Here is a 13,997-nt window from a genome sequence, read left to right as displayed (position 1 = left end):
CCCCGATCGGTTGATCGAACGATCGCCTCCTTACACTGTGAGGACCGAAGCGACACGTTGAGGAGTCATATCGATGGCCACGAACCGCACGCCCGGCCGAGCCGCCACGACTCCGCGCAAGGGCTCTCGTTCGACGGCGGGTCGTCCCACCGACGATTGGATGAGGAAGCGGCGCGAGATCCTCGACGTGGCCGCCGAGGTCTTCTTCACGAGTGGCTTCGACCGTGGCACGACCAAGGAGATCGCCGCGCGCGTCGGGATGAGCCAGCCCTCGTTGTACCACTACGTGGGTTCCAAAGAGGATCTGATGAGCGAGATCGCTCGCCAGGTCTATCGAGACTTCACCCAGGCCCTGGACGAGGCGTTGTCGGGAGACCACGAGCCGCGGGAACAACTGCGCAGGGTGATCCACGCCTTCGTCGCCACCCTGGTCGTGAACCAGCACACCTTCGCCGTCTATTGGAAGGAATACCGCGCGATCCCGGCGCCGGTCGCCCGTGAGGCCAGGGCGCAGGAGCGAGCGTTCGTCGAACGCGTCGAACGCGTCGTGTCGGCGGCACAGAAGCAGGGTGTCCTCTCCGACAAGCACTCGACCCGCATCCTCAGCGAGGGCATTCTCGGCATGATGAGTTGGGTGCACTGGTGGTTCCGCCCCGGCGAGTCCTCCGCGGAGGAGATCTCGGCCGCGTTCTGCGACCTCGTCGGCCTCGTCGATCCCAACGACTGAACTCGCGGTCGCAGTCCGGGCCTTCGCGGTCCCGCTGTTCCATCCCATGGCACAACATTTGGCCCGCGGGCCTGCGCCTCGTCTATACCGAGACGACAAAGCCCAGATGGGAGCGCCATGCAGCACGTCAAGACGAAGATCGGGATCCTGGGGTCGGGCAACATCGCGACCGACCTCATGATCAAAGTCCTTCGGCTGTCCTCCTCACTCGAAGTCGCGGCGATGGCGGGCGTCGACCCGGAATCGGACGGCCTGGCCCGCGCTCGGCGCTTCGGGGTCGCGACGACCCACGACGGAATCGACGGATTGACCGCCCTCGACGAATTCGCCGACATCGGCCTGGTCTTCGACGCCACGTCGGCCGGCGCGCACAAGCACCACGACGCGGTCCTGCGGCCGTTGGGTCGCACGGTCGTGGATCTCACGCCGGCGGCGATCGGGCCGTACGTGATCCCGTCCGTGAACCTTTCGGATCACCTGGACGAGCCCAACGTCAACATGGTCACGTGCGGCGGACAGGCCACCATTCCCGTGGTCGCGGCGGTCTCGTCGGTGACGCCGGTGCACTACGCCGAGATCGTCGCCTCCATCGCGTCGCGTTCCGCGGGACCCGGAACCCGGGCGAACATCGACGAGTTCACCGAGACCACCGCGCACGCGATCGAACGCGTGGGAGGGGCGCGCCGCGGCAAGGCGATCATCGTGCTCAACCCCGCGGAGCCACCACTGGTCATGCGCGACACCGTCTACTGCGTCACGGACGACTGTGACGAGCGGGTCGTCGCCGACGCGGTCGAAACGATGGTGGAACAGGTCCACGCGTATGTTCCCGGCTATCGCCTCAAGCAGCGGGTCCAGTTCGAAAAACTCGCCGTGGACGATCCGGTCCGCGCTTTGGGCGGAACGCTCAAGGTGTCGGTCTTCCTCGAGGTGGAGGGCGCGGCCCACTACCTCCCGGCGTATGCCGGAAACCTCGACATCATGACCTCGGCGGCGCTGCGCACAGCCGAGCGGATCGTCTCGGCGCGCCTCGGCCGGGGTGGGGAGAGCACGCGATGAACCTGTACATCCAGGATGTCACCCTGCGGGACGGCATGCACGCCATCCGCCACCGCTACAGCACGCAGCAGGCTCACCGGATCGCAGCGACGCTGGATAGGGCCGGTGTACACGCGATCGAGGTCGCGCACGGCGACGGCATCGGGGGATCGAGCGTGAACTACGGTGTGGGCGCCCACACCGACTGGGAATGGATCGAGGCCGTCGTCTCCGCGATCGACAGGGCCGTACCGACCACGCTCCTGCTACCCGGTATCGGAACCCTCGACGACCTCCGACGCGCACATGGACTCGGCATTCGATCCGTGCGGATCGCGACCCACTGCACCGAAGCCGACATCTCCGCCCAACATATTCACGGTGCGCGTGAACTGGACATGGACGTCGCCGGGTTCCTCATGATGAGCCACATGGCCGAGCCCGCGGAACTGGCCCGGCAGGCAGCACTCATGGAGTCCTACGGCGCCGAGTGCGTCTATGTGACCGACTCGGGTGGCCGGCTCACCATGACGCAGGTCCGGGAACGGATCGTGGCGTACCGTGACGTGTTGTCTCCCGAGACGCAGATCGGGATCCACGCGCACCACAACCTCGGGCTCGGCGTCGCGAACTCCGTGGTTGCCGCCGAGCACGGTGCCATACGCATCGACGCGTCGCTGGCCGGCCAGGGCGCCGGCGCCGGGAATTGCCCCCTGGAGGCGTTCATCGCGGTGGCCGATCTCATGGAATGGACGCACGGGTGCGATCTCTTCGCGCTCATGGACGCCGCCGACGACATCGTGCGGCCCCTCCAGGATCGGCCGGTCCGGGTGGACCGCGAGACCCTGACTCTCGGGTACGCCGGGGTGTACTCCAGCTTCCTTCGCCACGCCGAGGCCGCGGCGCAACGCCACGGCCTGGACACCCGGGCCATTCTCGTGGAGGTCGGCCGACGTTCGTTGGTGGGCGGTCAGGAGGACATGATCACCGATATCGCGCTGGATCTCCTCGCGGCCGACGAGTAGCGGCCCGGGTCGGCCGGGACAGGGACAGCCCGGCATCGCGTGATGCCGTTGAACCCTCGGGGTTGACCCGCGACACCATCGCGGGTCAACCCCGCCCCCTGCCGTCACCTGCTTGTCAGGCCGTCGATTGCCTGCCGCCTGCTGGCACAGATCCGCTTCGGTGCGCCATCGCGCTCCTGCGTTCGTGTTCGAAGTGCGCCTTGCTCGCGCAGGCCGGAACGGCGCCACAGCGGAGAGTCCGCTCCTTGGTCGTGCTCTTCCCAGGGGCGGATCACCTCCCTAGAATGCGCAAAATATCCCGAATGTGCATTTTGGTCGGCCTTCAGGAGACCGCAATGACCCTCGACGACTTCATCCCGCGGCCCATCGACAACGACGGTTGGCTCGAACCTCTCGGTGACCCGGACCAACTGACGGCAGTCGACAAGGCCTTGGCTCTGCTGCGGGCACTCGCCCGACAGGACGGCGAGGTCGGGGTCACCGAACTCGCGCGGCAGACCCGGTTGAGCAAGTCGACGGCCTTCCGGCTGCTGGGCATCCTCCAACGCAACGGATTCGTGGAGCGCGCGGGCAACAAGTACCGTCTGGGTCCGCGGCTTTCCGAAATGGGCTCCCGCGTGTACGGCCCTACCCTGGCCTTGCTTCGCGAACGCCTGCTGCCCCACCTCGCGGAGCTCTACGAACTGACGCATGAAACCGTCCACCTCGCCGTTTTGCATGGTAGCGAGATCGTGTACGTGAACAAACTCCATGGCCACCGGGCCGCACGCTCCCCGTCTCGCATCGGCGCGCGACTGCCCGCCTACTGCACAGGTGTGGGCAAGGCCCTGCTCGCCTTCGACCACGACGCCGCGGAACTGGCCATCGCGGCGGGTCTCCCCGCGCACACGCGGCACACCCTCGCCGACCCGGCCCGGTTCCGCGCCGAGCTCCAACGCATCCGGCAGGAGGGCATCGCCCACGATCGCCAAGAGGCCGTACTCGGCCTTGCCTGCGTCGCCGCCCCGATCATGGGAAGCACCGGCCGCGCCGTCGCCGCCCTCTCCGTCGCCAGCACCGACCTGCGATTCCAACCAGACCACTTCGCCCCGATCCTGCGCCGAATCGCGTACCAGGCCTCGTTGGCGATGAGGGCTTGTGGCCCCTGAGCCGATCGGCACTCGAATCGGTGATCCCAAGTTCCCGAGCGGCCCAGGAGCCCGGACCGAGCGCGGGTTCACTCGGGTCGTACCGGCTCGTGGCCTCGCACGCGAACGGCGCCTGATCGAGGAGAACGACCCACACCGTGACTGCCGCCGTCCCGGCGCCGAGCCAGGCCGCAGACGTGACCTCGACCCCCGCGTCGCGTGAGATCCCTGCGAGCACCGGAACAAGGTCCATGCCCAGTTGGAACGCCGAGACCGTGGTGGTGCCGGCGCGGGCGGAGCGTCCGACGCTACCTTGAACACGCGCCGTAGATGACGGCGTGCAGTACAGTCCCGGCGATCCCGAGCAGCATCACCGCGTGCTCGTGGGCCGCGCCGCCGTGATCTTGTTCTCACGCGGCCCCGGCTGCGGACATACCTTTCGCCGGCGCGGCCGACGCTCCCTCGCGTTCCGCCGAACTCGCGCGCCGGACGATGCCGGTCACGGAATCGGGGGAGCAAAGTCCCCCGAAAGGGTGGCCACTTCCTGCCCGGGCCGGCCTTGCCGCCGACCACGAAGAGAGCCCGACAGTAGGTGTCACTTGAGTCGCTTGGTGGTGGGGCGGTTGTCCCAGCGGTAGCGCGGGGGTGGAGCGGCGGATGAGCATTCGCAGTGACGATCGCGGCGGACAGGTAGAGGCAGAAGTCCACGACGCGGGCGCGCTTGTCGGTGCAGCGCCGTAGGTTGCCGAAGCCGTTCATCCACGCGCGGCTCCGTTCCACCACCCACCTCGTGCCGGCCTGGATCGGGGCGGGGACGCCTTTGCAGGCGATTTCGCCGGTGAAGCCCAACTCCCGGCCCGGAGCGAGCACGGCAGGCCGGGGCCGCCCGGCTCGCGGTCAGTCGCAGCCCGCCATCTGCAGCACCTTGATCGAGAGGGATGGCTCAACCACCCCGTGGACGCCCCCGAAGCACCGCAGGCGCCGGGCAGGCCCGCCGACCGGCGCGGAACCGCCGCCACCGACATCGGCCCGATCGCGGCGACCGACCACCACCACCTCAACCGGGCCCGACGCGACCTCCGCCACACGTAGCCCCGACATCCCCGACACCCGCACGACGACAAGGAGAATCGGCAATGGACGACGAGTACTACGCCATCCTCACCGTCATCGACTGCTCCCCGGACACCGCGGCCGAACTCGGCGACCACCTGCGCGACGCGGGATTCATGACCGACACCGAGCGCTACCGCACCGACCCCGACACGGACGAACCCCGGCTCACGCCGGGCCAAGACCTGACGGCCTACGGCATCAACGCCGACGGCGTGCTGGGCCTCCTCGACGAACTCACCGCGCTGGATCACAAACTCGCGTACGTCGCGCGAACCGAAATCGACCGAGGCGGGCCCGTGTCGGCGGTTCTGGATCAATTTCCGTGCCAGAGCCACGGAGGGTCACCGGAGCCGCGATCATGAACGGTCGTGGCTGACGATCCCCTGCAAGACCTCTGGGTCCACCAGACCGCCGACGTCGCGGTCAACACCTTGACCATCCGCGCCGACCGCGTGACCGTCCACGCCGCCACGACCAACGACGTCATGCCGCGAGGAGGACGCGTTTGCGCAGGAGGTCGAAGCCGGCGCGGCCGAACATCTGGCGCTTGATCATCTTGATCTTGTTGTTGTGGCCCTCGACCGCGCCGGAGCTGTAGCTCAGGGTCAGGCCGGCGACGACCGCATCGAGGTCCTGCAGGAGACCGTTGGCGAAGCTGCGAAGGGCCGGGACCTGGTCCTGCCGGACGCGTGTGATCCAGTCCTTGAGTTCTCGTCCGCGGCGGTCGTTCATCAGCTCGGCGAAGGCCCTGACGTGCCCGGCGGCGGTGGCGAGTGCCGGGACGCGGGCCAGGATCTCCTTGAGCTGCTGGGCCTCTTCATCGCGCAGGCGGTCGGGCCGGCGGGTGATCCAGCCGGTCACGTCCCTGACAGAGGGCTTGCGTCGGGGCGGGTCCTGATTGGGAAACGACGCGCGGAGTCGGCGGACATACTCGCGGACGATCTGCTCCTGCCCTGGAAAGCCACGCTGCCGGATCTCCTGGAAGAGACGCCGGGCGATCGTGTGGCCCTCGGCGAACCGCTGGTCGAGGTAGGGCTTGTAGGGGTCGAGGATGCTGGTGCGTCCTGTCCAGCGGCCGACGAGCAGTTCGTCGGGGTCCTTCGCGCGGGCCAGTCGGCGGACTGTGCCGCGAGCCAGGTCCAGTCTGCGAGCGACGGCGCGCAGGCTGAACCCGTCGTCCATGAGCGCGTGGACGGCGGCGTGCTGTTCGCGGACCCGGTCGGACAGCCGGCCGGTCCGGCGGGGCTCGGAGTTGACGGACGCCAGGACGACAGCCGGAACCGACTCGGCCGCAGGGGCGGGCTCAGGTAGCAGGGTCCGGTGCTGGAGGACGGTCTTCTCCACCGCGTCGGCGAGGTTCTGCCACAAGTGGAAGCGGTCGGCGACGTGGATCGCGTCCGGGGCGCCGAGCCGGACGGCTTCGGCGTAGGAGGCCGACCGGTCGCGGCAGACGACCTCCACACCCGGGTGGTCGGCGAGCCAGGAGCGGACGGTCTCGACCTTGCGGTCGGGCAGCAGATCGACTGCGCGGCGGGTCTCGATGTCGACCAGGATCGTGGCGTAGACGTGGCCCTTGCGCAGGGCGAACTCGTCGACGCCCAGAACACGCGGCACCGCGTGCGCCGGATCCGGCAGGGCTCGTATCAGCCGCAGGAGCGTGGAACGGCTCACCGGGACCGCGAAGGTTTCCGCCAGGCGGGAGCCGGCTCGCCCGGCCAGGGCCAGGGCGAGCTGTTGGAGCGCGGTCTGTAGGCCCTGGCTCCGCCGTCCGTGACGGAAGGTCAGCCCCGCTGCCTGCTCGACGAATGTGGCCCGGGGGCACGCTCGTTCACGGCAGCGGAACCTGCGGACCCGTAACTCGACCACCACCCGGCGCCCGCCCGCCGCGCGGTCGTCCAACCGCCGTACGTAGCTGCTGTGCACCCGGGTCGAGACAGTTCCGCACGACGGGCATCCCGCCTCGTCGTTGGTCGTGGCGGCGTGGACGGTCACGCGGTCGGCGCGGATGGTCAAGGTGTTGACCGCGACGTCGGCGGTCTGGTGGACCCAGAGGTCTTGCAGGGGATCGTCAGCCACGACCGTTCATGATCGCGGCTCCGGTGACCCTCCGTGGCTCTGGCACGGAAATTGATCCAGAACCTTCCGCGCGGAAGCACCATGTGCTGGTGGATGCTCCGCCCATGTCGCCACCGGCAGCTCCACCAACCCGCCGCTGCGCCGTGGTCCATCGTCGGCCAAGCGTGCCCCACCTCAAGGTCCTCGACCGTGAGGGCATTCCTCGCCACCTCGCATCCCTGAACGGCCCTTCTCAGACGCCCTCTTGTAGCATCTCTGCGATGGGGACGGGGAGCCCGCCCACAGGGCGGCGCCATGGTGTGGGACGTCGGATAGGTCCGTATCTCGTCGAGCGATCGCTCGGTGAGGGAGGCATGGGCCGGGTGTATCTCGCGCGTCCGGCGGACGATGCGGCGGGCAGACGGGTCGCGGTCAAGATCATCCACCCGCATCTGTCCCGCGACCCGTCGTTTCGCGCGCGCTTCGCGCGCGAGGTGGCTGCCGCGCGGGCGGTGCGGAGCCGGTACCTCGTGCCGTTGGTGGCAGCCGACCCGCAGGCGGAGGAGCAGTGGCTGGCCACGGCCTATGTGGAGGGCCCTTCGCTGCGCGAAGTGGTCGACGCATGGGGTGGGTTCGGGGACTACGCGTTGCGGGGCCTCGGGGTTGCCCTCGCGGGTGCGCTGCGCGACATCCACGCCGCAGGGCTCGTGCACCGCGATCTCAAGCCGTCCAACGTGTTGATGGACGCCGACGAGGGACCGTTGGTGATCGACCTGGGCATCGCGCGCGCCGCGGACGCGACGAAGCTGACCGGCACCGGCGTGTTGATCGGCACTCCCGGCTACATGGCTCCCGAGCAGTTGGTCCTCGCGGACTCGGCCCCGCCCGCCGATGTGTTCGCGCTCGGTGCCGTACTCGCTTTCGCCGCGACGGGCCGTCGCCCCTTCGGTGCCGGACCCGCCCATGTCGTCGGGTACCGCGTCACCACGTGCGAACCGGACCTGGAAGGCGCGGCGGAATGGATTCTTCCGATCCTGCTCGGGTGTCTCGCGAAGGACCCTGCCGAGCGGTTGACTCCGGAGGACGTGATCGCGTCCCTCGATCCGAAGGGGGACCGGGCCTCGGCGTCACCGACACCCGGGCGTGTACGGCGATGGCGACCCGTGCTCGCGGCCGTGACCTCGTTGGTCGTCGTGGTGGGCGCGGGTGTTGCGGTGAAGCTCGGCGACGACGGCGCCGCACCCGGCGCGGTGGGTGGCCCGTCGACCACGTCCACGGCGCCGGCCGTTCGGCCGCCCGTGATCGAGACGGCCGAACCCACCGCCTCGGCGTACCCGCCGGCTCCCAAGCTCCCTGACCCCACGAGCGCGCTCGCCGGGGCGGCGTCGCCGGCGTCGTGGACGCGCGCCTGGAACGAGACGTTCGCGCCGCAGGAAGCCTCCACGACGACTCCGCCGGGGAGTGCGAACGGGCCCTACGCGATCGACGCGTGGTTGACCGATCGGGTGCTGGTCGGTGTCGGTGGCACCGATGTTCGCGGCACGGATCCGGACACGGGCCGCCGGTTGTGGACACTGCGCCCGCCGAGGGCGGGCATGTACCCCTGCCAGGCGGCGCGCGACCTCGACGGCGACATCGGGATCGTGATCTTCGGCGCGATCGTGGACAGGATACCCACATGCGATCGCGTGGTCGCCGTGGACATCTCGACCGGCGAAGCGTTATGGGACAAGCCCCGCCCGGGCCGCAACACGGACCACTTCGAAAACGATGCCTCGGCACAGCCGGTCGGCGTCAGCCACGACCGGGTCGTCCTGCGCTCCGGAGACGTGCTGACGGCCTGGAGCTTGCGCGACGGCGCTTTCGCATGGGAGCACGACCTCGCGGCGGAGGGCTGCTCGCTGCAGACCGCGGTCGTGGGGCCGTCCACCGTGGCCGAGGGTGTGACGTGCGACCCCCGCGACAAGAAGGACACCGCCCGGGCACGCACCATCCGTTCGGTGAACGTCGCGGACGGCCGTGTGCGCTGGACCGGTTCGCTGCCCGGCGGGGTACCGATCGATCGGATCGAGATCGCGGAACCGGTGACCGTGAGCCTTCCCGGACCCGGCGGCGGCGATCCGGGACCGCTCGTCGTGTTCGACGCGAACGGCAGGCCCGGTCCGCGCCTGCAGACCTCCCAGGACTTCGGCGCGCTGGCGCCCGACAAGCGCAACAACCTCCAACTCGCCCCGGCCGTCTTCGGCTGGAAGAACACCGTCGTGGTCCTGGTCACCGAGGGCGGCTGGAACATGCCGAGGGGGATCGCCGCCGTCGACGCCGACACCGGCCGGGTGCGCTGGCATCGGAGCAGGCCCGAGGGCGGCATGACGTTCGTGTTGGGTGTCGATGACCAAGGTGTCCTGGCGCTCGCTGCGGACGAGCCTCGTGGGCTGACCCGATACGCCCTGGCAGACGGCGCGCCCCGCCCTGCGGGCACGCTGCTCGAAGGCGGTTCCCTGGCCTCGTACAACTACGCCGCGGCCCGACTGGCGGGGAACAATCTGATGTTGGTCACCGGCCGGACAGCGGACCCGGGAGTGGTCACGATGTGGAAACCGCAGGGGTAGGTGCCTGGTGCGGCGATGTGAGGAGCGACCATGACGCGCGACGGTGCGCAGCCGTTGGAGCCCGGCGATCCCGAAAGGATCGGCGGGTATCGGCTGGTGGCGCGGCTCGGACACGGCGGCATGGGGCGCGTGTTCCTCGCCGAGGACGACGAGGGCCACCGGGTCGCGGTCAAGGTGGTGCACGCCGAGTTCGCGGCGGATCCTGATTTCCGCACCCGCTTTCGGCGCGAGGTGAACGCGGCGGAGCAGGTCCTCAGTTACTTCACCGTGCCACTCGTCGACTCCGGTCCCGAAGCCGAAACACCCTGGTTGGCGACGCAGTTCGTCGATGGACCGGCCCTGGGCGCGTCCGTGCGCCGAGACGGACCGCTGCCGATCGGGAGGCTGTGTACCCTGGCCGCCGCGCTCGGCGAGGCGTTGATCGTCATCCACGCCGCCGGCATCGTGCACCGTGACCTCAAGCCGTCGAATGTACTGATGGCCGACGACGGTCCACGGGTGATCGACTTCGGGATCGCGCGCGCGGCCGACGACGACGAACTCACGCGCACCGGCGCCGCGTTGGGCACCCTGGGGTATGCCTCGCCCGAGCAGTTGACCGGGGACGAGCCGGTGGGCGCGCCCGGTGACGTGTTCGCGCTGGGCGGCGTGTTGCTGTTCGCGGCCACCGGCCGCGAACCGTTCGGGGACGGTCCGCAGGCCGCGGTGGTGTTCCGGACGGTACATCAGGCACCTGATCTGACCGGTGTTCCCTTACCCCTGCGGGATCTCGTGGCGTCCTGTCTCGCCAAGGATCCCGGCCGGCGTCCGACGCCGAGGGAGGTCATCGCCGCGGCGCGCGCCGCGCAATCGCGGTTGGGGAAGCCACCGCGGTCGAACGGCGGCGCGGACGCGGTGCCCCCGGTCGACGAGCGGGTGACACCCGTTGCGGACGATCGCGACACGTCGGCCCCGTTCCCGCCTGCGCGTACCCGGCGACTCGCGGTACGCGAGGGTTCGGACGAGAAGAGGGCCGCCCGGATATCGCGTTCCGGTGTGCTCGCCTTCGGCGTGGTCGCGTTGATCCTGTGCGTGTTGGCCGGCATGTGGCTGATCAGGCCGGACAACGAGGAGCGGTCGCAGCCGCGCACGGGTGCCCAAGCGGGCAAGCCGTCCGGCGCGCGCGTCGAGGGAGTGATTGCGGCGGGCGACCGGCGCCGGGTCTGGACCGCGTACAACGTCGACAAGAGCGTGGACACGCGTTTGTGGGGAGTGTGGAGCGACGACAACGTGATCGTGCGGATCGATGCCGCGGGAGTGCGCGGGTACGAGGCGAGGACCGGACGGCAGTTGTGGATCGCCGCACCGCCGGCACCCGATCTGGTCCCGTGCCACGCGTCGGACGGAAATACGGCCACCAGCGATGGGGTTGGCGTGATCGTGTTCGGCAAGCCGTTCGAGAGCCCGACCACGTGCGAGGAGGCGGCCGCCTACGAGATGGCGACAGGTCGCCTGTTGTGGCACCACACGGTCGGCCGACCGGATGGCCCCAATCTGGCGGCCATGCACGGTGATGTGGCCACCGTCGCGGCAGAGGACGGCATCCGCGGCTTCGATCGTTCGGGCGGCGTCGAACGCTGGCGACTCCCGTGGCGCGAGGCGGGCTGCGAACGGCTGGACGTCACCCTCTCCCGATCCGCGTTGCGCGTTCGCGAGCGCTGTGAGGATCCCCGTCTGACACTCGCCTACCGGGTACTCGACATCGACCCGGCCACCGGCAGGGTCCGCGGCCGGATCGACCTGCCCGCGGCGAATTCCACCCTGAAGGCGGAGACATTCGCCTACGAGACGGAGCCCGATGGTGTCGTCTTTGTGCGGCCCGATGGCGGCAAAACCCGCGAACTGCCTTTGAAGCAGCCGTTCGGCACAATTTCCACGCTGGGTTTCGGCGACGCGGACACCTATGTCACAACGGCCGACAAGCGCGACACGAGCGGCGGCATGGAGGCGACCGAGATCGTGGCCTTGGATGCCGCTTCCGGGACGGTCCGCTGGCACCTTCCGCTGGTCACCCGAGAGGAATTTGCGGTGTTGGCGATCCGCGACGGGTCCGTATTCACGATCGAGCGCACATCGACCGCTTTCGACCGGCCGGACGTTCGAGTGCAGGAGCGTCGACTCCGTGACGGATCGGTCGCCGCGACCGGCACACTCCCGCAGGAATTCGTCATCGGCTCGGCCGAGCGGGTGGTGGCCGCCGGAACCCTCGTGATCGCGATCGACAGCCGCAGCCGACCGGGCCTGGTGGGCTACGACGTCACGCCCGGTTGACCGCGGCAAGCGCCTACCGTTCGGCGGCCGCAGCCCGGCGACGGCGCGCGTCGCCTGCCGAAGGCCGCTCCGGTGGAGGTGAGCCGGGTCGGCGCGACCGCCCGGGCGACCCCGAGGTCCAGGACACGCGGACCGCCCTCGGCCATGATGATGTTGCCCGGCTCGAGATTTCGATGGACCAGCCCACCGTGCGGCATGAGCCGGATCTCCAAGTGCCCCTCGCGCGGGGGCCAGGGCTCGGCCGGGCCGGGCCGGTCCCGGGATCGTAGCGAGCCGTCAGGCAAACGCGGATGCGGTCCGGGGCGTACGCGTGGGCGTAGAGGCTGATGCAGCGCTTCTGGGACGTGTCGTACGCGTCTTCGCGGTCTGGAAGCACTCCTCGACCGTCCAACGGGTCCCGGCGACGCGGATCAACGTGTCGAGGGTGGTGCCCTCGGGCGCGAAGCACACGTAGTTGGCGATCTCGGTGCGGTCCGCGAGGCTGCGGCGGGCGAGCACCCAGTGCTCGACACCTTCCTCCCGCCACGGACGGATCGGCGCGCGTGCCCAGTCGTGGACGCGTTCGCCGTGCGCGCCCCTGCCGCACGAGCGGCGCTTCCACGCCTGCCGGGGCAGAGAGGCGACCAGCGCGTCCACCGGACGCTCGAGGAACATCCCGGTCACCACGGTGTCGTTGCACCCGGTCGCGAGCACGTGGAACACCCCGCGTTGCTCCAACCAGTACCTCAGGCCCTTGACCTGCCCGTACGCCTCGTCGGCGGTCAGCCACGCGAACGGCACCCGCGCGGCCAGGGCGCGGGTGATCATGGCCTTGGCGTGCTCGATCCTCGTCGCGAACGCGACATCGTCGGGGATCGCCGCCGCCCGACAGCGGTCCCGGTCGTCCGTCCACGACCTCGGCAGATACAGCTCGCGGTCGATCAACGTGTGCCCGGCCGGCGCCGCGTAGGCGAGGAACGTGCCGACCTGGCAGTTCTCGATCCTCCCCGCGGTGCCGGTGTACTGCCGCTGGACACCGGCCGAGGCGGTGCCCTTCTTCAGGAACCCGGTGTCGTCCACGACCGCCGCCGCCTGCGGCCCCGCATGAGCGAACCTCGACACGAACCGATCATGCAACCCGTTCAACCCCGCAGCCCACGACCGAGCCAACCCAACCCCGACGACACCATCCACGAACGGCCCAACGAACATCCTGACCAACAGTCACGGCCCGTGCGGTTGCAGTACTTGGGCGTGTATCGGGTCGTGATCAATCTGCGGGATTCGTCGTCAAGGCAGTCCTGGTCTGGTAGATCGTCTGTTGTGACGAGAGAGCAACTGACGCTTCACCGCCGTGGTGTACGTGTTGACCAGCGGCTGCGCGTGGCGGCATCTCCCCCCGACGTTCGGGGTGCCGGCGACCGCGCACCGCCGGTTCGCGCCATGGACTGAAGCGGGGCTGTGGCGGCGGCTGCATTAAGAGGTCGTTTCATTTGGCGTATCGGCGGTAGCAGATGAATGCGGCGGCGATGCTGACGAACGCTCCAAAGTGCGAGGCCTTGACCTCGTATCGGCGGTGGAGGCGGCGGAACGCGTTGAGCCAGGACACTGTTCGCTCTATGACCCATCGGTGTCGACCGAGGCGCGTCGAGGAGTCGATGCCGCGGCGGGCGATGCGGTGGGTGATGCGTCGTTTCCGTAGGAAAGCGCGGATGAATCGGTGGTCGTAGGCCTTGTCGCCGTGGAGTTTGGCAGGCCTTCGGCGGCGTGGTCCGCGGCGGGAGCGGATCGGCGGGATGCCCTCGACCAGGGGTATCAGGGCCTGGCTGTCGTGAGTATTGGCTCCCGAGATCCCGATCGACAGGGGCAGACCGGTGCGTTCGGTCAGCAGGTGGATCTTCGACCCGTACTTCCCACGATCCACAGGATTCGGACCCGTCAGATCCCCTTTTTGAGGGCCCGCATGTTCACGGAGTCCACCGCGCATCGCGACCAGTCCAGCGCGCCTCGC

9 protein-coding genes and 4 pseudogenes are annotated in these 13,997 nt (G+C 69.3%); 9 read left to right on the top strand and 4 right to left on the bottom strand.

The genetic code is table 11. From position 1 onward, the window contains the following. Positions 1–73 precede the first annotated feature (73 nt). The 4 genes from ACIRL2_RS40085 to ACIRL2_RS40070 all read left to right on the top strand — a co-directional run bounded on the left by ACIRL2_RS40085 (position 74) and on the right by ACIRL2_RS40070 (position 3,938). Positions 74–727, top strand: a complete 654-nt coding sequence (locus ACIRL2_RS40085; protein ID WP_395872880.1) for a TetR/AcrR family transcriptional regulator — start codon at positions 74–76, stop codon at positions 725–727. A 117-nt stretch (positions 728–844) separates the two neighbouring features. Then, positions 845–1,786: an acetaldehyde dehydrogenase (acetylating) gene (locus tag ACIRL2_RS40080; protein WP_402239033.1), complete on the top strand. Its 942-nt coding sequence runs from the start codon at positions 845–847 to the stop codon at positions 1,784–1,786. Further along, positions 1,783–2,790: a 4-hydroxy-2-oxovalerate aldolase gene (gene dmpG, locus ACIRL2_RS40075; protein WP_395872882.1), complete on the top strand. Its 1,008-nt coding sequence runs from the start codon at positions 1,783–1,785 to the stop codon at positions 2,788–2,790. The genes ACIRL2_RS40080 and dmpG overlap by 4 nt, the downstream gene beginning before the upstream one ends. A 335-nt stretch (positions 2,791–3,125) precedes the next feature. Beyond that, positions 3,126–3,938: an IclR family transcriptional regulator gene (locus tag ACIRL2_RS40070; protein ID WP_395872883.1), complete on the top strand. Its 813-nt coding sequence runs from the start codon at positions 3,126–3,128 to the stop codon at positions 3,936–3,938. A 574-nt stretch (positions 3,939–4,512) separates the two neighbouring features. Here ACIRL2_RS40070 and ACIRL2_RS40065 read toward each other — a convergent pair. Further along, a pseudogene (locus ACIRL2_RS40065) lies at positions 4,513–4,769 on the bottom strand (IS5/IS1182 family transposase); the annotation flags it as partial. A 102-nt stretch (positions 4,770–4,871) separates the two neighbouring features. Here ACIRL2_RS40065 and ACIRL2_RS40060 point away from each other — a divergent pair. Continuing rightward, positions 4,872–5,009, top strand: coding sequence for a hypothetical protein (locus tag ACIRL2_RS40060; RefSeq protein ID WP_402239030.1), 138 nt, complete (start codon positions 4,872–4,874; stop codon positions 5,007–5,009). Between the two features lie 44 nt (positions 5,010–5,053). Next, positions 5,054–5,395: a hypothetical protein gene (locus ACIRL2_RS40055; protein WP_402239028.1), complete on the top strand. Its 342-nt coding sequence runs from the start codon at positions 5,054–5,056 to the stop codon at positions 5,393–5,395. A 121-nt stretch (positions 5,396–5,516) separates the two neighbouring features. Here the strand turns inward: ACIRL2_RS40055 and ACIRL2_RS40050 are convergent, their stop codons facing one another. Then, complete coding sequence (locus ACIRL2_RS40050; protein WP_395779205.1) at positions 5,517–7,109, bottom strand: ISL3 family transposase; 1,593 nt, start codon at positions 7,107–7,109, stop codon at positions 5,517–5,519. An 8-nt stretch (positions 7,110–7,117) separates the two neighbouring features. Here ACIRL2_RS40050 and ACIRL2_RS40045 point away from each other — a divergent pair, with 8 nt between their 5' ends. Both ACIRL2_RS40045 and ACIRL2_RS40040 read left to right on the top strand, forming a co-directional pair. Continuing rightward, the gene (locus tag ACIRL2_RS40045) at positions 7,118–9,697 is read left to right on the top strand and encodes a protein kinase (protein ID WP_402239026.1); all 2,580 of its coding nucleotides are present in this window, start codon (positions 7,118–7,120) and stop codon (positions 9,695–9,697) included. Between the two features lie 30 nt (positions 9,698–9,727). After that, on the top strand, positions 9,728–12,007 hold the full coding sequence (locus ACIRL2_RS40040) for a protein kinase (RefSeq protein WP_402239023.1): 2,280 nt from the start codon (positions 9,728–9,730) through the stop codon (positions 12,005–12,007). Positions 12,008–12,364: 357 nt separating this feature from the next. On the opposite strand, the pseudogene ACIRL2_RS40035 reads toward ACIRL2_RS40040, so the two are convergent. Next, positions 12,365–13,078, bottom strand: a pseudogene (locus ACIRL2_RS40035) (IS701 family transposase); the annotation flags it as partial. A gap of 253 nt (positions 13,079–13,331) precedes the next feature. Here ACIRL2_RS40035 and ACIRL2_RS40030 point away from each other — a divergent pair. Next, a pseudogene (locus ACIRL2_RS40030) lies at positions 13,332–13,463 on the top strand (transposase); the annotation flags it as partial. 12 nt (positions 13,464–13,475) lie between these two features. Here ACIRL2_RS40030 and ACIRL2_RS40025 read toward each other — a convergent pair. Continuing rightward, positions 13,476–13,997 (bottom strand): annotated as a pseudogene (locus ACIRL2_RS40025) (IS5 family transposase); the annotation flags it as partial.

Source organism: Embleya sp. NPDC127516 (genome assembly GCF_044765325.1).
Lineage (GTDB): Bacteria > Actinomycetota > Actinomycetes > Streptomycetales > Streptomycetaceae > Embleya.
The sequence above is the reverse complement of the archived record's forward strand: the minus strand, read 5'-3'. Positions and strand labels throughout refer to the sequence as shown.